Here is a 16,754-nt window from a genome sequence, read left to right as displayed (position 1 = left end):
GACCGCGCGAACCCGGAAAAGGAATCGGTCAGGACGTGGCCGCGCGAAGTGCCTGCTGATATTCACCGGACTCGGTCGGCGTCCACGGGGTGCCGTTGACGATCAGCGTGCGGTCACCCACCGGAGCCTTGGCCGTCACCAGCACCGGCTTCCGCTGCCACCGGCAGCCGGCACCAACCTCCTGAGTGATCCGCACCGCAACCGCGCCGACCCCCTCGGCATAAGCAACCGCACGCAGATTTTTCGCACACCCCACCGGCGTAGCCACTGTCACCACCACCTGCCGGGCATCAGCCACCACGGCCCGCACCCCCAACACCTGAGCAGCCCTCTTCTGCGGAACCGGTGTAGCCCTGACCGACGGGCTGGCCTGCACAACGGACGGCGCCGGCGACTCCTCAGCCGACCCTCCGAACACCTTGGACAACACGAACACCCCGAACGCAACCGCCCCGATCACAAACGTGACCAGCACAGCCACCCCGTACCCGAACCAAACGCTGCCCGACTTCACCCACCCGATCCTGGCACCCCACCCAGTCCAACCCCCGACAAACCGCCGACAACACCCCCAGCCCCCGGACGCCGACAACAAACCCAGCCACCCCAAGAGTCCGAGCGAAGCCCTCCGCCGTCCCAACGAACCCAACCACCCCAGGGCGCGAGCGAAGCCCCCCGCCATCCCAGCAAACCCAGCCACCGCAAGGGGGGTGCGGGTGGGCGAAGCCCCCCGCCCGCGCGGAGCGAAGCGACCGCGCACAAAATAAGAGCCCGGCAATGTCTGCGCTTTCCGCAGACACGCCGGGCCAGCCGGGTGAGTAACGGGACTTGAACCCGCGGCCCCCTGGACCACAACCAGGTGCTCTACCAGCTGAGCTATACCCACCATGTTCGGTACTGCTGCCGTCCTGACTGCGACGGCTGGGTAATCATAGCGACGATCGTCAGTTCCCTGAAATCGGGCCCGAGACGGCGCTGGCGGCGGCCTTCGCGGTGTCGCTGTCGGGGCCTGGCTGAGGCACGAAAACGGTCTGCCTGTAGTACCTGAGTTCGGCGATGCTCTCGGTGATGTCGGCGAGCGCGCGGTGGTTGCCGTTCTTGGCCGGCGTCGCGTAGTACACGCGCGGATACCAGCGGCGGACGAGTTCCTTGATCGAGCTGACGTCGACGTTGCGGTAGTGCAGGTGGGCCTCGACCTTGGGCATGTCGCGGACCAGGAAGGTGCGGTCGGTGCCGACGGAGTTGCCGGCCAGCGCGGCCTTGCGCGGGTCGGGGACGTAGCCGGCGATGAAGTCGAGCACCTGCTGTTCGGCGTCGGCGAGTTCGATCCCGTGCTCGAGTTCGGCGAGCAGGCCGGAGGCGGTGTGCATGTCGCGGACGAAGTCGCCCATCTGCTCCAGCGCTCCGGGAGGTGGCGCGATCACCAGGTCGATCCCGTCGCCGAGCACGTTCAACTCGTAGTCGGTGACGAGGACCGCCACCTCGATCAGGGCGTCCGCCACCAGATCGAGTCCGGTCATCTCACAGTCGATCCACACCAGCCGGTCGTTCATGGGCACCCACCCTACGGCGACACGCCGACAGCGTCGCGCCCGGCAGGCTCCGGAGCGGGCGTGGCGGCGGTTCCTGGGCGTGAGATCAGTGCCGGCATCGTTGCGAACTGGCTACTGACGGTGCTGTTGTATCGGAAGCCCCTTCCGCGACACTAATCTCGCGACAGGGGACGGGAAGGTGGCCAGATGCCTGGGGACGGCGCGGGTTTGCAGGGGACGGTGGCACGGCCGCGCCTGCTTGCGCTGCTGGACGAGGGCGCGCAGCGGCGGCTGGTGACGGTCGTCGCGGACGCTGGGTTCGGCAAGTCCACGCTGCTCGCTTCCTGGGCCGCTGGACGGCCCTGCGCCTGGCACACCGTCCGTGCCGAGGACCGCTCGCTCGCGGCGATGGTGACGGCGCTGGTGGAAGCACTCCGACGCCAGGTCCCCGCACTCTCCGCAGTACTAGCGGCCGAGCTCCAGGGGCCTCGTGGCCCAGACGCCGACGCCGAGCAAGAGACCAGAGCACTCGCGTACGCCGCTGTGCTGGCCGAGGCGCTGGAGCAGAACCTGCACGATGACCTCGTGCTCGTCCTGGACGACCTCCACGAGATCCATGCGCACGACCCGGCCGCCAAGCTGATCGACGGGCTGGTCCGGGTGGCGCCCTCGTCCCTGCACTTGGTGGTGGCTTCCCGTACGGCGCTGCCGTTCGGGATCGACCGGTTGCGGGGCCGAGGCCAGGTGCTGGAGATCGACGCGACGGCGGTCGCCTTCACCGTGCCGGAGACCCTCGAGGTGCTACGCGCAGTACTGGGTGAAGGGGTTGATGAACTCGCCGAGCCGTTGCAAGCCGCAGTACAGGGGTGGCCTGCTGCTACGCGGCTTGCGGTGGAGGCGTTGCGGACTGTGCCGGCTGCCGAGCGATCCACCCGGCTGCGACGAGCACTGCGTTCGGACGGGCCGCTGTACGACTACCTGGCAGAAGAGGTCTTCGCTGCCGAGCCAGCGTCCGTACGCCGGTTGGTGGCCGCCGTCGCTGTGCTGCCGCGGTTCGGGGCGGAGCTGTGCCAGGCGATCGGGCTCACTGAGAGCGCCGACACCCTGCAGCAGCTTCGGACGAGAGGCCTGCTCGTCTCTGCCGGCGCGGCCGACGGCTATGAGCTCAACCCGCTGGTTCGTGACTTCGCCAACGACCGGCTGTCCACTGACGACGCGGGGATCACCGAGCTGACCCAGCAGGCCGGACGCTGGTTCGAGTCGGTCGGGGACCATCGGGACGCACTGGCGTGCTTCCAGGCTGTCGACCCGGCCCAAGCAGCGCGCATGCTGACCGAGCGCGGGCACGCGATGGTTGCCGGTGGTCTGGCGGAGATGGTGGTCGCTGCCGTCACCATGCTGCCGCAGGAGTTGCGGGACGCGGCGATGGATCAGCTGGAAGGCGAAGCCCGGCAGGTGCTGGGCGACTGGCAGGGTGCGGAGGACTGCTTCGACCGGATCATCGGTCCGGAGGGCGAGATCCCCGTCGCGATCGCCTGGCGGCTGGGGCTGATCCATCACCTGCGGGGCCGGACGGATGTTGCCATCGCCACCTATCGCCGAGGCCGGATCGACGGCGGGCAGCCGGCCGATGAGGCACTGTTGCAGGCCTGGTGGGCCGGAGCGCACTGGTTGCGCGGAGAGTTCGACGACTGCCGCAGCCTGATCGAAGCGGCTCAGGAGGCAGCAAAGGCGTCTCGCGACGACCGCGCGCTGGCGATCGTCCACACGGTGCTGGCGATGCTGGCCGCAGTCGACAGTGACCCGCGCGGCAACGCCTCCCATTACCTGCGCGCGCTGGACCATGCAGAGCGCGCAGGTGATCTGCTGCAGTCGATCCGCATCCGGGTGAACCGTGGATCCCACCACATCGCCGAAGGCGACTACATGCTCGGTCTCGAGGAGCTGGACCGTGCACTGGAGTTGGCTGACCGCTCCGGCTTCGCGGTGTTCCGTGCGCTCGCGCTGAACAATCGTGGCGAGGCGCTGCTGAGACTGGGCCGGCTGGACGAAGCTATTGGCGAGCTGGAAGGTTCCAGGGCGCTCTACCAGAAGCTGGAGTCCAAGCGAGTCGCACAACCCCTGTCTGTACTCGGAGAGGTGTACCGGGAGCGTGGCGACCGGGCGTTGGCCAGGGCGTGCTTCGAAGAAGCCATCGCCTTGGCCGACGAGACGAAGGACATGCAGTCGCTGGTGCCCTCGTTGGCCGGTCTCGCGCGAGTGCTTGCAGGGGAGGAGCCGGAGAGAGCGGCGGAGCTTGCCGAGATGGCCAAGCAGGCCGTGGCTTACGGGCCCGTGCTCGGTCAGTCCAGTGCGTTGATTGCACTCGGCTGGGTGAGCCTGCACGCCGGTGACAAGACCGAGGCGGCTGCTGCTGCAGAGCGAGCAGCAGCCCTGTGTCGCAAGCGGCGAGATCGCGCAGGTCTTGCCGACGCGCTGGAACTCCTTGCCGCAGCAGACGGCGGGGCCGAGCCACTGCACGAAGTACTGAATATCCGTACTGAGCTGGGCGATCCGCTGGGGCAGGCACGGGCCGAGTTGATGCTGTCCAGGCGGACGCATGGTCCGGAGGCCAGGGACCTCGCACTGCGTGCTCACCAGCAATTCCTCACGGCCGGTGCGACTCGCTATGCCGCAGCCGCTCTGGCCGCCGGTGAAGAGACAGGGCCGGCTCCAGTACGCATCGAGTGCCTCGGTGGCTTCCGCGTACTGCGGCACGGCAAACCCGTGCAGCTAGGCGAATGGCCGTCCAAGAAGGCCAGGGACCTGCTGAAGATCCTCGTTGCCCGTCGCTGTCGTCCAGTGGCTCGCGTGCAGCTACTGGACCTGCTCTGGCCCGACCAGGGCGAGTCGGTCGCGTCGCCACGATTGTCAGTGGCGCTGTCGACTGTGCGTTCCGTGCTGGACCCTGACAAGTCGTATACCCCCGACCGCTTCGTCGGTGCCGACCGGGCGACCATCTGGCTGGACGGTGAGCAGACCGCCGTCGACGTCGAGGGCTTCCTGCGGGACGCGCGCGCTGGGCTCGACAGCAACGACCTGGCGATGTTGCGTGCGGCCGAAGCGTCGTACAGCGGCGACTTCCTGGAAGAGGACGTGTACGCCGACTGGGCCGCCGGGATGCGTGAGGAAGCCCGGGCTCTGTACGTCCGTGTTGCCCGCGTCCTGGCCGATCGCAGCAAGCGCGACCCGGACGCAGCCGCCGGATACCTGCTCCGCATCCTGCAGCGCGACCAGTACGACGAACGCGCGCACCTCGGACTGGTGTCTGCGTTCCAGCGCAGTGGAGCGCACGGCGAAGCCCGTCGGGCCTACCGCACCTACGTGCAGCGGATGGCCGAGCTGGACGTCGAGCCGGCCCCTTACCCGACGGCGCCGGCAGGCTTTAAGGGTTTCTGAAGGTGCGCCCGGACCATCGGTACATGGCGGCGCCGGTGCACAACCCGAGAGTGACCTGCGAGTTCGGGGTGACGGGGGAGCGCGGGCCGCACCCGGGCCGGGACTACCGTGCCGAGCCGGGTACGCCGGTGCGGGCGACGCTTGCGGGGGTCGTCGTCCGGGCGGGAGGTGACCAGGTCGTGGTCGAGTCGAACGCGATCTGGCACTTCTACGGCCAGGTGTCCGAGGTGGAGGTCCAGCAGGGGGACACCGTGGAGACGGGGGATCGCCTGGGCGTCGCGGTGGGTCCGCACCTGCACTACGAGGAGCGGATCACGCCGTACCGGCCGGGCGACCACCGGAGTCCACGGTTCGACCTTCACCCGAACGCACGGTTGCCCTGAGCACCTGCGCACTGCAGTGGCACCGGGCGGATCGGCCGAGGAGGGAGCGGCCGGACCGCTCGGCGCTACCGTTGCCCGATGATCGCGACCAGATTCGACACCGAGCGACTGGCATTGCTGCCGCTGCACGTGGAGTACGCCGAGGAGATGGCCGGCGTACTGGCTGCGCCCGAGCTCTACACGTTCACCGGTGGCGAGCCGCCGACGGTGGAGGAGCTGGCGGCGCGGTACGAACGACAGGTGGCGGGACCGGACCGGCCGGGGGAGTACTGGCTCAACTGGGTAGTGAGCTCCCTGCAGGACGACGCCCTGGTCGGCTACGTACAGGCGACGGTCACCGGCGAGGAGGCGGAGATCGCCTGGGTCATCGGTACTGCGTGGCAGGGCCGCGGCTACGCGAAGGAGGCCGCGGTGGGCCTGGCGACCTGGCTAGAGGCGCACGGCGTACGGCGGGTCGTCGCGCACGTCCACCCGGAGCACGGGGCGTCGGCCGCAGTGGCGGCGGCAATCGGCCTAACCCGCACTGACGTGGTCCAAGAAGGGGAGCTGCGCTGGGTGTCCGAACTGCCCGGGAAATGAAACAGGCCCGGCCGAAGCCGGGCCTGTCTCACGCGGTGGTTCAGACCGGGCGGACGTTCTCCGCCTGCGGGCCCTTCGGGCCCTGGGTCAGGTCGAACTCGACCTTCTGGTTCTCATCCAGCGAACGGTAGCCGTCCGTCGTGATCGCCGAGTAGTGCACGAACACGTCGGCGCCGCCGCCGTCCTGCGCGATGAAGCCGAAGCCCTTTTCGCTGTTGAACCACTTCACTGTTCCGTTAGCCATGATCTGCTCCTTTGTGGGGCGAGTTGACGAGTCCCGGCGAATACCGGTTCCCGGGCTGCCGAACGAGCCCTCCCACATCGGACCAAGGCCCGGAAATGAGAAAACGCCCTGCGGATCACAAACTCCGCGGGCGTCTCAAAACGAACGTGGAACTGCAAAACTGCAACCGGAGAAAACGGTAGCACACAATGCCGGCCGGACTACTGCCGGCTTCTACCGCGCGCCGGAAGCCCCCCGCCCGCCGGATGCTGCTGGCGATCGCCGCCGTGATCGGCTACCTTCAGACCAGTAAGTCTATTGGTTCAGTAGAGTTTCACGCCTGTGGGGGGTGGGTCAGCATGACCGAAGGGGAAGCCGGCTGTACGGTCGCGGTGATCGGTGCGGGGGCCGCCGGTGCACTGACCGCGGCCAGGCTGCTGGATACGAACGCGGTGCGGGTCGTGCTGATCGATCCGGGGCCGGACACAGCCCGCGGTGCGGCCTATTCGACACCGGACGGCCGGCACCTGCTGAACGTTCCCGCGGCCGGGATGAGTGCGCTGCCCGATCGACCCGACGACTTCCTCGACTGGCTGCACGCGCACGTCGACGCCGAGATCAAGCCCTCCACCTTCGTGGCCCGAGCCCGGTACGGCGACTATCTCGCCGACCACCTAGCGGCCAGTAGGGCTCGCTCTGCCGGCTCGCTCGAGCGCATCCAGGCCCGGGTGACCGCTGTAGACCACGTCGGGCGGCAGGTAGTCCTGCACCTCGACTCAGGCGAGACCCTGTTCGCCGACGCTGCTGTCGTGGCCACCGGCACGGCGCCTGGCGTCGCCTGGGCTCCGCAGGGCTTGCAGAGCTCCGACCGCTTCGTCGCCGACCCATGGCTGCCTGGCGCCCTCGACAACCTGCCGGATGCGGACCTGTTGCTGGTGGGCACCGGACTCACCATGGTCGACGTAGTGCTCGCAACAGATCGTCCGAGTCGTAGCCTGCACGCGGTGTCGCGCCACGGCATCATCCCGGCGGTACACCGCTCGGAGAAGACGCCGCCGGTTCCACCTCCCACCGAGGTCACCAAAGCCGAGAGTCTCGCCGTACTGCGCTCAGCCCTGCTTCGGCACGTCGTGCAGACGGTACGGCGTACTGGTGACTGGCGAGCCGCGATCGACGGGCTGCGGCCGATCACCTCGCAGGTGTGGAAGCGGTTGCCGGCCAGTGACAAGCAGGAGTTCCTCCGCAGTGACGCCCGGACGTGGGATGCGCACCGCCATCGCATGGCGCCCGTCACGGCAGAGCGGCTGGCCGTGGTCCGGGAGTCAGGGCGGCTCTGTCAGCACACCGGCGAGGTGGTGACGGCTGAAGACACCGGCGGCGCCGTGCGGGTACTGCTCAGCGACGGCACGGTCATGACGGTCGGTGCAGTGATCAACTGCACCGGCCCGGTAGGCGACGCGAAGGTGGACCCGCTCCTGCGTGAGCTGCTGGCGGGTGGCCTGGCCAGGAGCGGCGACGCCGGACTAGGACTCGAAACAGCCGACGACGGCCGCATCCTCGGAGCCAGTGGCCGTGGTGCGCCGCTCTGGACACTGGGAGCCCTGCGCCGTGGAGGTTTGTGGGAGTCCACCGCCATGCCGGAGATCCGTTCACAGGCAGTCGATGTGGCGACCGCAGTCGTTGCCCACCTCAACCATCCGGCCGTATGCCGTCAACTGGACGTCTATGGCCAAGGCCTCACCACCACGGCCGATGCTGCAGCCATCTACAACGAGGCGCTGGGGCGGCTCCTGCGGCTGCAAGGCGGCGCCGAAGAACTGGTGGTCGCCGCCGTCGCGGAAGACCCTGACTTCGCGGTGGGGCGTGCGGCCTTGGCTCTGCTCGGTCACGAGTGGGGTGCAGACGTTGACGTCGCGGGGCAACTTGCGCAAGCCCAAGCAGCAGGGGAGCGTCGTCTGCTCGACGACCGCGAACGCAGCTTCCTCAACGCCGTCACGGCCCGGATCGGCGACGGCAGCGCATCCGCCTTGCTGACGCACATCCGCGAGTACCCACTGGACGCTTTGGCGGTCAGTGTCGCCATCCCGACCGTTGCCTTCGGAGGGCTGACTTCAGGGACCGAGACCGCCGAGCTGGTGGAAAGCCTGGCGCCGGCGTACGGCGGTGACTGGTGGTACGCCGGTCAGTTGGCGTTCGTCCGGCAGGACCAGGAACGCTGGAGCGAGGCCGAGCAGCTCTCGTCGTACGCGTTGTCGCTGGAGCCGTCGTCCGGGCATGCGGTGCACGCCAGAGCGCACGTCTTCTACGAGACCGGCTCGCATGTCGAAGGCCTTCGCTGGCTGGACGGCTGGCTCGCGGCTCGCGGTCCGCAGGCCAACCATCGCGCGCACTTCTCCTGGCATGCGGCCCTGCACGAGCTGATGATGGGTGACACCGAGGCGGTCCGGCAGCGGTATCTCACGCAGCTGGCGCCGCCCGGCGTGAGTGGCTCCCGGGTGCTGGTCGACTCCGGCGCGATGCTGTGGCGCTGCCGGATGACCGGCGCCTGGGCAGGCCACCTGCCGGTTGCGGACGTCGTGGCGGCAGCTCCCGACGGCTGGCTGCAACAACCGCCGACGGGTTTCGCGGCCCTGCACAGCGCTGTCACGCTGGCGGCGGCCGATGACCTCGCCGGGCTCGACCAGTTGCGCCGCAACGCGGCAGTCCATCCGGACCCGGTGTTCCGAAACGTGGTCGCGCCGCTGTGCTCGGGCCTGGCCGCGGTCGTCGGTGGTGACTGGGGGACGGCGCTGCTGATCCTGGAAGCGTTGCCCTCGCGCCTGCGGACGCTGGGCGGCAGTGCTGCCCAACGCGACGTGGTCGAGGAGACCTTGGTCTACGCGTTGTCGGCAGCAGGCCGTGGTGACGAAGCAGCCGCCTTGCTGGATCTGCGGCTCACCCGTCGCCCGTCGCCCCTCGACGTACGGCGCCGCAACGCCCTCGCCGCCCGCACCGGCGTCCTCGACCGGACCGCCTAGCCGATCACAGTTCCAGCGGGCCCAAGGACGGACCCGGTACGAACTGCGCCGTCGGCTCCGACAACGCGTTGAGTTCCAGGACGACCAGTTCGTTGCTTCCGGCCCGGATCACCGGACCCGGTACGAAGAGCGTGCGCTGCGGCCCGCGCCGCCAGTAGCGGCCGAGGCAGAAACCGTTGACCCAGGCAAACCCCTTGCCCCAGGCATCGGTCTGCAGGAAGTGGTCGACGGAGTCCTCGGCGAGGAACGTGGTACGCCAGGCAGTCGGGCCGACGCCCGCCTCGCCGACACCGGCCTCGCCAACGCCGGCCTCGCGGACGCCCGCCGAATCCCAGAGCCCGGGCACGGCGTCCAGGTCGATCGCGCAGACGGACCAGTCCGACAACGGTTCCGAACCCAACCGGATCGGGCCCACCAGTCCCTTCGGCTCGCCGATCCGCGGACCGTAGTTGACCCGGCCCTGGTCCTCGACGACGATCTCGAGCCGGCCCCGTCCGCGCGGCAGCATGATCGCCTGATCGTGCTGCTCGCGATCGAGAATGCCGACCGGATCGGAGTTCAGGAACACCTGCGCCCGGTCCCGGACCTCGCCGACGCTGAGCATCGTGGCACCGTCGACGTCGATCTCGGTCCGGAAAAGCGCCAGCCGGGCATCGAGTTCGTCCAGCGACGGCGCCTCGCGGTGATCACTCCAGCTTCCCCAGAGGCCCGGGTTGGCCAGCAACCGGACCGGTTCACCGAGCGTCACCCGGAACGCCGGCGCCGGTACGGCCGGTCGCGGGGTCGCGGCCGGCACCTCGGCGTACCGGGAGATCACGTCGCGGAACGCCTCGTACTTCGCGGTCGGATGGCCCGCCTCGTCGAGCGGAGCGTCGTAGTCGTACGACGTGATGGTCGGCCGGTAGACGCCCTTGTCGTTGGCTCCACTGGTGAGCCCGAAGTTCGTGCCACCGTGGAACATGTAGACGTTGACCGATGCGCCGGCCGCCAGCAGCGCGTCCAGCTCGGCGGCCGCATCCGCCACCGAGGTCGTGTGGTGCGGACCGCCCCAGTGATCGAACCAGCCGTCCCAGAACTCCATGCACATCAAGGGTCCGGTCGGCTGGTGAGCCCTCAGAGTGCGCAGGCGCTCGGCGCTCCGCGACCCGAACGAAGCCGTTCGCAGTACGCCGTCCACGCCGCCGGCGGCGAGCATGGCGTCCTCCGGCTGATCCACCGTCACCAGCGGCACCGTGATGCCCGCCTGCCGGGTGACATCGACGAGGAACTTCAGGTACGCCGGGTCATCGCCGAACGCGCCGTACTCGTTCTCGACCTGGACGAGCAGCACCGGGCCGCCCTGGTCGACCTGGAGCGGCCGGACGATCCGCAGTACCTGCTCCAGGTACTCCTCGACCGCTGCCAGGAACTGCTTCTCGTACCGGCGGACCCCCACGCCCGGCTCCGCGAAGAGCCAGGCGGGGAGACCACCGTTGTCCCATTCCGCACAGATGTAGGGACCTGGGCGGACGATGGCGTACATGCCGGCCTCGTCGACCTGGCGCAGGAACGCCGCCAGATCGAGCATTCCCTCGGTGCCGAACGTCCCACGGACCGGGCTGTGGGCGTTCCAGGGAACGTAGGTCTCGATGGTGTTGAGTCCCATCAGGCGGGCCTTCTCGATCCGGTCCGCCCAGGACTGCGGGTGGACGCGGAAGTAGTGCAGCGCACCGGACAGGATCCGGAACGGCTCACCGTCGAGCAGGAAATCGGACTCACCGATCGTGAAGTCGGACATGGGCCTCTTTCTCGAGATTCCGGACCGTCAGCCGTTGACCTGGAAACCCTGCTGGTTGCCGTAGCTGACCAGGGCGTCCTGCCAGGCCTTGAGCCCGGCGTCCAGGTCGGTCTTGGCCTGATAGGACTTACCGACAGTGTCACCGAAAATGCTGTTCGCGTAGAGCTGGAACGGCAGGTAACTCCAGTCCTTGACCACCGAACCGGCCGCGCTGGTGAGCACCTGGTTGATCTGCTGACCGCCGAAGTACGTGCTCTTCTTGTCCAGGAACGCCGGGTCGGCCAGGTCGGCCGTGGTGGACGGGAAGCCGCCGCTGGCCAGGAACGGCTTCACGCCGCCGTCGTGGTTGAGCCAGCGCACGAAGCCGGCCGCCAGTGCGGGGTTCGCGCTCTGCTTGAGGACCGACTCGGTGCTGCCACCGTTCTCCGCGGTGGCCGGCTGACCGTCGTACGACGGCAGCGGGGCGACCCGCCACTTGCCGGCGCCGCCCTTGACCGACGACTCGAGCACCCCCGGCATCCAGGCGCCGACGGACAGCGACGCGATGGTGCCGTCGCCGAGGGCCTTGAACCACTCGTCGGACCAGCCGGGGATGTTCGCGAGCAGGCCGCCGGTCACCAGCTGGTTCCAGACCCCGGTCCACTTCTGCGTCCCGGCGTCCTGCAGGTTGATGGTGACGTTCTTGCCCGAAGTGCTGAACGGCTTGCCGCCGGCCTGCCAGATCATGCTGGTGGCGAAGCCCGCGTCGCCGGTGTCGTTGGTGAGGTACTTCTTCGGGTCGGCCGTGTGCAGCTTCTTGGCCTGGGCAACGTACTCGTCCCACGTCTTCGGAACCGTGAGGCCGTACTTGTCGAAGACTTCCTTGTTGTAGAACAGGGCCATCGGGCCCGAGTCCTGCGGCAGCCCGAACAGACCGTCACCGGCGTGCACGGCGGTCCACGTGGACGGCGTGTACGCCGACTGGAAGCTGTCGAAACCGTACTGGCGCAGGTCGACCAGCGAGCCCGGCAGCGCGAACTGCGGGAGCGCCTGGTACTCGATCTGCGCTACGTCCGGTGCGCCGGAACCGGCCTTGATCACGTTCTGCAGCTTGGTGTACTGGTCGTTGCCGGTACCGGCGTTGACGTAGTTCACCTTGACGTTCGGATACGCCTGCTCGAAGGCCTTCACCTGTGCCTCGGCGGACGGCGTCCAGCTCCAGTAGGTGATCGTGCCGCCCTTCTCCAGGGCGGCGTTGACAGCATCCGGCGACCCTTGCGCCTGCCCGCTGCTGGTGGCGGTCTTGTCGGAGCCGCCGCAAGCGGCCAGCAGAACCGACGCGGCCGTGACGGCGGCGCCGACGGCGACGAGTCGCCTCAGGCCGTGCCGATGACTGGTCTTCATGGGTGTTCCTTTCACTGATGAAGGACGAGCGCTACGAGCGCGTCCACTGCTGATTTGCTTGCCCGTTGCAGGTCCCCACAGCGACCGGCGATCCGTTGTCCGTACCGACGGCCTCGAGGCAGAGCGCCGGGTGGCCGACGCTCACGACCGACAGGTCCGCCCGGACGTCCCAGGCCTGCGTCGACGCACCGGTGCAGTTCTCGATCGTGACCGGGCTGCCCGCACTCGATCCGTCGCCGCTGATCGTCAGGCACTTGTCGGCGTACACAGTCAGTTGCTTGTCGGCGGTGTAGTTCCACGACTGGTTACCGCCGTTGTTGCAGTCCCACAGATCCAGCGCCGTCCCGGGAGCCGTGGAGAAACCCGGTACGTCGGCACAGCGGCCGCCCGCGACGCTTCGCAGCGGTTCACCCGGAGGAGCCGGCGGCAGGTTGTTGGACGGCTCCGTCTTGAGCAGTCCCCAGCCCCACTGCAGCTGCGCGAGACCGCTGCGGCTGTTGACCACTAGGTCGTTCTCGGCGACCTGGGTGGTCATCGAGTACGAGTCGCCGTTGCGCAGGCCGGGCCAGTAGACGATGCCCATGTGCTGTTCGCGCGCCGTCTGGGTGAGGGCGCCGAGGTACGCCGTGTAGACGTTGCCCTCGTGGTTGCCGTAGTTCAGGCCGATGGTCATCGGCGAGCCGGCTTCGTCGATGATGGTGCGCCAGCCGTACGAACCGATCCGGGGCTGCAGGTTCGCCAGCCATGCGGCCTCGGTCGTGTCGGAGGCCCAGAAGCCGTAGAAGTGCAGCGACAGCAGGGTTCCCTTCAACTGCGGGGCCGCGCCGACGCCGGTGACGTTGTCGTTGTAGCCGGTACCCGAGATGACCACCCGGTCGCGCGGGACTTCCTTGTGCCGGGCCAGCCAGGCCGAGGTGAGACCGACCCACTCGTCGAGGGAGTAGCCGAACGGCTCGTTCATCGGCTCGAAGTACACCCGCGGGTTCTTCGCGTACTTCTTCACCACGGTGTCCCACATCGCGCCGTACGCCGCGGGGTCGTCGACCCGGCCGTCCTTGGCGTCGTTGGCCTCCCAGTAGCTGAGGATCACCTTGAAGCCGTTGTTGACCGAGGCATCGATCGCTGCCTGGTAGGACTTCCACCAGGTCGTCCCGACACTCGACGGGTTGATCGGCAGCCGGATCGTGTTGGCCTTGAGCTCGTGCCGGAACTCCAGCACGATGCCGGTGGACTTGCGGTACGTCGTCGCGTAGTTGTCCGCGGTGCTGAGCCCGGACGGGACGACCGCGTCGGACGCGTAGTTGTCGCGCGGATCCGCCCAGTTCACGCCGCGGAACTCACGGGTCCCGGCCGGGCCGGTCGCCGGCGCGGCGGTGGCCGCCGGAACCGCGGCGGTGGCCGCTGGGATCGCGGCGGTGGCCGCAGGGATCGCTGCCGTGGTGGTCACCAGGACGACCGCGGCGAGAACTCTCCGCCAAACTGCTGCTTTCATCAGACTCGGTTTCCCTTCACTGATTGACACCTCACTGTTTGACGCTGCCTGCGGTCAGGCCCGACTGCCAGAACCGCTGGAGCAGGAGGAAGGCGACCACCAAAGGCACGATGGTCAGCAACGACCCCGTGATCACCAGGTTGTAGATGGGGCGGGCACCCACGCCGGTGGCCTGATTGCTCCACTGGGTCAGGCCGACGGTGAGCGGGTAGAGGTTGGGTTTGCTGAGCATGATCAGCGGCAGGAAGTAGTTGTTCCAGGTGGAGACCACCGCGAACAGCAGGACGGTGACGATGCCGGGGGCAAGCAGTCGCAGCGCGACCGTGAAGAAGATCCGGACCTCGCCGGCCCCGTCGATCCGGGCCGCCTCGAGCAGGTCGTGCGGAATGGCGTCCGAGGCGTACACCCACATCAGGTAAAGGCCGAACGGGCTGACCAGCGACGGGATGATGATCGCCCAGACGGTGTTGGTCAGACCGAGGTGGGAGAACATCAGGAACGTCGGTACGGCGAGCGCGGTACCAGGTACCGCAACAGCACCCAGCAGTACGGCGAAGACCGCGCGGCGGCCCTTGAACTTGTACTTCGCGAGTCCGTAGCCGGCCGCCGTCGCGAGCAGGGTCGCGCCACCTGCTCCGACAACCACGTACAGCAAGGTGTTTCCGAGCCAGCGCAGGAAGATGCCGTCGTTGTAGGTCAGCGTGTCGCGGATGTTGGCGAACAGTGCGAACCGGTGACCGAACCACAGCCCAGGGCTCGAGAGCAGATCGCCTTGGGTCTTGGTGGCGCTCAGGAACAGCCAGAGCAACGGGATGAGCGTGTAGGCCAGGTAGAGAATCATCAGCCCGGTCAGCAGCGGCGAACGCCGGGGCCGCAGCGGCGACGTCGTACTCACAATGCCTCCCGGGTACCGCGCAGCTGGACGACGTACGCGATGACGGCGGTGATGACGCCCATCACGATGGCGACCGTCGCGGAGTAGTTGAACTGCTGGCCGGCGAAGGAGAGGTTGTAGGCGTACATGTTCGGCGTGTAGTACGTCGTGATCACGTTCGGCGCCAGCGTGCGCAGGATGTTGGGCTCGTTGAACAGCTGGAAGCTGCCGATGATCGAGAAGATGGTGGCGATCACGACCGCGCCGCGCAGGGCCGGCAGCTTGACCGCGCGGACGGTTCGCAACGCGCTCGCGCCGTCGATGGCGGCAGCCTCGTACAACTCCTCGGGCACGGTCCGCAGTGCCGAGTAGAAGATCAGCATGTTGTAGCCGACGAACTCCCAGGTGACGATGTTGGCGATCGACGGGAGCATCCAGTGCCCGCTGAGCGGCTTGATCGCAGTACTGCCGAGCAGGTTGTTGAGATCTGCCGCCAGCCCGAAGTTGTCGCCGTAGATGAAGCCCCACATCAAGACGGCGACCACACCCGGTACGGCGTACGGCAGGAAGATCACGATCCGGAAGAAGCTCGCTCCGTGCAGCCGGGCGCTGTCGATCGCGAGCGCGGCCAGCAGGGCCAGGATCAGCATCACCGGCACCTGGACGACCAGGAAGGAGAGCACCCGCAGGAACGACTCCCAGAACTTGGAGTCGGCGATCACGTCGGCGTAGTTGTCCAGGCCGACGAACACGTTCCCGCCGAAGAACGCCTGCTCGCGGAACAGGCTCAGATAGATCGCGTAGCCGATCGGCGCCAGGAATGTCAGCGCGAACACGGCCAGGAACGGACCGACGAAGATCCATCCCTTGGTATCTCGGTGCATCTGGTCGCCGTCCTCCGATGTTTACGTCAACATGACTCGCCGGGACGCTAACGTGTTTACGTCAACATGTCTATAGTCAGCGAGACACCAGGAGGTGGCCGATGACCGCGGAGGAACCGCTGCTGCGCCGACGGCGCGGGCCGTCGATGGCCGACGTCGCCCGCCTGGCCGGTGTCTCCGGGCAGACGGTCTCGCGGGTCGCGAACGGCCGGCACAACGTCGACGAGGCCACCCGCGATCGGGTGCTGGCGGCGATGCGCGAGGTCGGCTACCGGCCGAACAGTGCGGCCCGCGCACTCCGCAACGGGCAGTTCCGCAGCATCGGCGTGATCGTGTTCGAGCTCTCCAGCTTCGGCAACACCCGCACCCTGGACGCGATCGCCACAGCCGCCACCAGCAGCGGGTACGCCGTCAACCTGATCCCCGTGCTGAACGCCACCCAGGGGACCCTGTCGGGCGCCTTCGACCGGGCCTTCAACCGGCTCGGTGAGCAGGCGGTGGACGGGGTGGTCATCCTGATCGAGGCGCATCAGCTCGACGAGGCCGAGGTGCAGTTGCCCGACGGGTTGCCGGTGGTCGTGGTGGACTCGAACGCCGACTTCGACTACCCGATCGTCGACACCGATCAGGCCCAGGGCGCCCGGCTCGCGACCGAGCACCTGCTGGACCTCGGGCATCGGACGGTCTGGCATCTGGGCGGTCCGGCGAAGTCCTTCGCCGCTTCACGCCGGTTGCGTTCGTGGCGGCAGACGCTGATGGACCGCGGCTGCCCGGTGCCACCGGTGCTGACCGGCGACTGGTCAGCGGGTTCGGGGTACGAAGCCGGCCGCGAGCTCGCCGCGGACCCGGACGTCACCGCGGTCTTCGTCGCCAACGATCAGATGGCGCTCGGACTGCTGCGCGCGTTGCACGAGCACGGCCGGTCGATCCCGGGCGATGTCAGCGTCGTCGGGTTCGACGACATGGAGGAGGCCGCGCACTTCTGGCCGCCGTTGACGACGATCCGGCAGTTCTTCGCCGAGGTCGGCCGGCGCAGTGTCGACGCCCTGATCAGCGAGATCCAGGCCGGCGAGCATCACCACCAGCCCGTCGCCGTAGCCACCGAGCTGGTGATCCGGGAAAGCACAGCGCCGCCCCGAAGCTGACCTGCCGCCTCGTAGGGTGACTGTTGA

Annotated in this window: 13 protein-coding genes and 1 tRNA gene; 5 read left to right on the top strand and 9 right to left on the bottom strand. The window is 68.2% G+C overall.

All coding sequences use genetic code 11. From position 1 onward, the window contains the following. Positions 1-28: 28 nt before the first annotated feature. The 3 genes from DIZ26_RS08865 to orn form a co-directional block, all read right to left on the bottom strand. A complete protein-coding gene (locus DIZ26_RS08865; RefSeq protein ID WP_112239224.1) occupies positions 29-514 on the bottom strand; it encodes a hypothetical protein in 486 nt (161 codons plus the stop codon). Between the two features lie 299 nt (positions 515-813). Then, positions 814-886: transfer RNA gene (locus DIZ26_RS08860), tRNA-His, on the bottom strand. A 58-nt stretch (positions 887-944) separates the two neighbouring features. Beyond that, positions 945-1,553: an oligoribonuclease gene (orn, locus tag DIZ26_RS08855; RefSeq protein WP_112239223.1), complete on the bottom strand. Its 609-nt coding sequence runs from the start codon at positions 1,551-1,553 to the stop codon at positions 945-947. Positions 1,554-1,739: 186 nt separating this feature from the next. On the opposite strand from orn, the gene DIZ26_RS08850 reads away from it, so the two are divergent. From DIZ26_RS08850 to DIZ26_RS08840, 3 genes are all read left to right on the top strand, one after another. Further along, complete coding sequence (locus DIZ26_RS08850; RefSeq protein ID WP_112239222.1) at positions 1,740-4,970, top strand: tetratricopeptide repeat protein; 3,231 nt, start codon at positions 1,740-1,742, stop codon at positions 4,968-4,970. Positions 4,971-4,993: 23 nt separating this feature from the next. Continuing rightward, on the top strand, positions 4,994-5,353 hold the full coding sequence (locus DIZ26_RS08845; RefSeq protein WP_112239221.1) for a M23 family metallopeptidase: 360 nt from the start codon (positions 4,994-4,996) through the stop codon (positions 5,351-5,353). Positions 5,354-5,431: 78 nt separating this feature from the next. Next, positions 5,432-5,932: a GNAT family N-acetyltransferase gene (locus tag DIZ26_RS08840; RefSeq protein WP_112239220.1), complete on the top strand. Its 501-nt coding sequence runs from the start codon at positions 5,432-5,434 to the stop codon at positions 5,930-5,932. A gap of 40 nt (positions 5,933-5,972) precedes the next feature. On the opposite strand, the gene DIZ26_RS08835 is transcribed toward DIZ26_RS08840, so the two are convergent. Beyond that, positions 5,973-6,176, bottom strand: a complete 204-nt coding sequence (locus DIZ26_RS08835; protein ID WP_112239219.1) for a cold-shock protein — start codon at positions 6,174-6,176, stop codon at positions 5,973-5,975. Between the two features lie 338 nt (positions 6,177-6,514). Between DIZ26_RS08835 and DIZ26_RS08830 the strand changes: the two genes are divergently transcribed. Then, on the top strand, positions 6,515-9,172 hold the full coding sequence (locus DIZ26_RS08830; protein WP_112239218.1) for an FAD/NAD(P)-binding protein: 2,658 nt from the start codon (positions 6,515-6,517) through the stop codon (positions 9,170-9,172). A gap of 4 nt (positions 9,173-9,176) precedes the next feature. Here the strand turns inward: DIZ26_RS08830 and DIZ26_RS08825 are convergent, their stop codons facing one another. From DIZ26_RS08825 to DIZ26_RS08805, 5 genes are read right to left on the bottom strand one after another with little or no spacing between them, the layout of a single operon-like run. Continuing rightward, a complete protein-coding gene (locus DIZ26_RS08825) occupies positions 9,177-10,949 on the bottom strand; it encodes a glycoside hydrolase family 35 protein (RefSeq protein WP_112239217.1) in 1,773 nt (590 codons plus the stop codon). A gap of 27 nt (positions 10,950-10,976) precedes the next feature. Continuing rightward, a complete protein-coding gene (locus DIZ26_RS08820) occupies positions 10,977-12,332 on the bottom strand; it encodes an ABC transporter substrate-binding protein (RefSeq protein WP_112239216.1) in 1,356 nt (451 codons plus the stop codon). Positions 12,333-12,363: 31 nt separating this feature from the next. Then, positions 12,364-13,824: a ricin-type beta-trefoil lectin domain protein gene (locus tag DIZ26_RS08815; protein WP_112239215.1), complete on the bottom strand. Its 1,461-nt coding sequence runs from the start codon at positions 13,822-13,824 to the stop codon at positions 12,364-12,366. A gap of 31 nt (positions 13,825-13,855) precedes the next feature. Then, positions 13,856-14,722 carry a carbohydrate ABC transporter permease gene (locus tag DIZ26_RS08810; protein WP_408610218.1) on the bottom strand — a complete coding sequence of 289 codons (867 nt, stop codon included), beginning with the start codon at positions 14,720-14,722 and terminating at the stop codon, positions 13,856-13,858. Further along, positions 14,716-15,582, bottom strand: coding sequence for a carbohydrate ABC transporter permease (locus DIZ26_RS08805; protein ID WP_198675996.1), 867 nt, complete (start codon positions 15,580-15,582; stop codon positions 14,716-14,718). The genes DIZ26_RS08810 and DIZ26_RS08805 overlap by 7 nt, the downstream gene beginning before the upstream one ends. 101 nt (positions 15,583-15,683) lie before the next feature. Between DIZ26_RS08805 and DIZ26_RS08800 the strand changes: the two genes are divergently transcribed. Beyond that, positions 15,684-16,727, top strand: coding sequence for a LacI family DNA-binding transcriptional regulator (locus DIZ26_RS08800; protein WP_112239213.1), 1,044 nt, complete (start codon positions 15,684-15,686; stop codon positions 16,725-16,727). The last annotated feature ends 27 nt before the right edge of the window (positions 16,728-16,754 follow it).

Origin of the sequence: Kribbella monticola (assembly GCF_003261635.1) — a bacterium.
GTDB classification, from domain to species: Bacteria; Actinomycetota; Actinomycetes; order Propionibacteriales; family Kribbellaceae; genus Kribbella; species Kribbella monticola.
This window is presented reverse-complemented; position numbering and strand designations above follow the sequence as displayed.

Coding starts and splice junctions, on each gene's coding strand:
- DIZ26_RS08830 (WP_112239218.1), top strand. CDS start 6,515: ATGACCGAAGGGGAAGCCGGCTGTACGGTCGCGGTGATCGGTGCGGGG.
- DIZ26_RS08850 (WP_112239222.1), top strand. CDS start 1,740: ATGCCTGGGGACGGCGCGGGTTTGCAGGGGACGGTGGCACGGCCGCGC.
- DIZ26_RS08835 (WP_112239219.1), bottom strand. CDS start 6,176: ATGGCTAACGGAACAGTGAAGTGGTTCAACAGCGAAAAGGGCTTCGGC.
- DIZ26_RS08815 (WP_112239215.1), bottom strand. CDS start 13,824: ATGAAAGCAGCAGTTTGGCGGAGAGTTCTCGCCGCGGTCGTCCTGGTG.
- DIZ26_RS08840 (WP_112239220.1), top strand. CDS start 5,432: ATGATCGCGACCAGATTCGACACCGAGCGACTGGCATTGCTGCCGCTG.
- DIZ26_RS08845 (WP_112239221.1), top strand. CDS start 4,994: ATGGCGGCGCCGGTGCACAACCCGAGAGTGACCTGCGAGTTCGGGGTG.
- DIZ26_RS08825 (WP_112239217.1), bottom strand. CDS start 10,949: ATGTCCGACTTCACGATCGGTGAGTCCGATTTCCTGCTCGACGGTGAG.
- orn (WP_112239223.1), bottom strand. CDS start 1,553: ATGAACGACCGGCTGGTGTGGATCGACTGTGAGATGACCGGACTCGAT.
- DIZ26_RS08820 (WP_112239216.1), bottom strand. CDS start 12,332: ATGAAGACCAGTCATCGGCACGGCCTGAGGCGACTCGTCGCCGTCGGC.
- DIZ26_RS08800 (WP_112239213.1), top strand. CDS start 15,684: ATGACCGCGGAGGAACCGCTGCTGCGCCGACGGCGCGGGCCGTCGATG.
- DIZ26_RS08805 (WP_198675996.1), bottom strand. CDS start 15,582: ATGCACCGAGATACCAAGGGATGGATCTTCGTCGGTCCGTTCCTGGCC.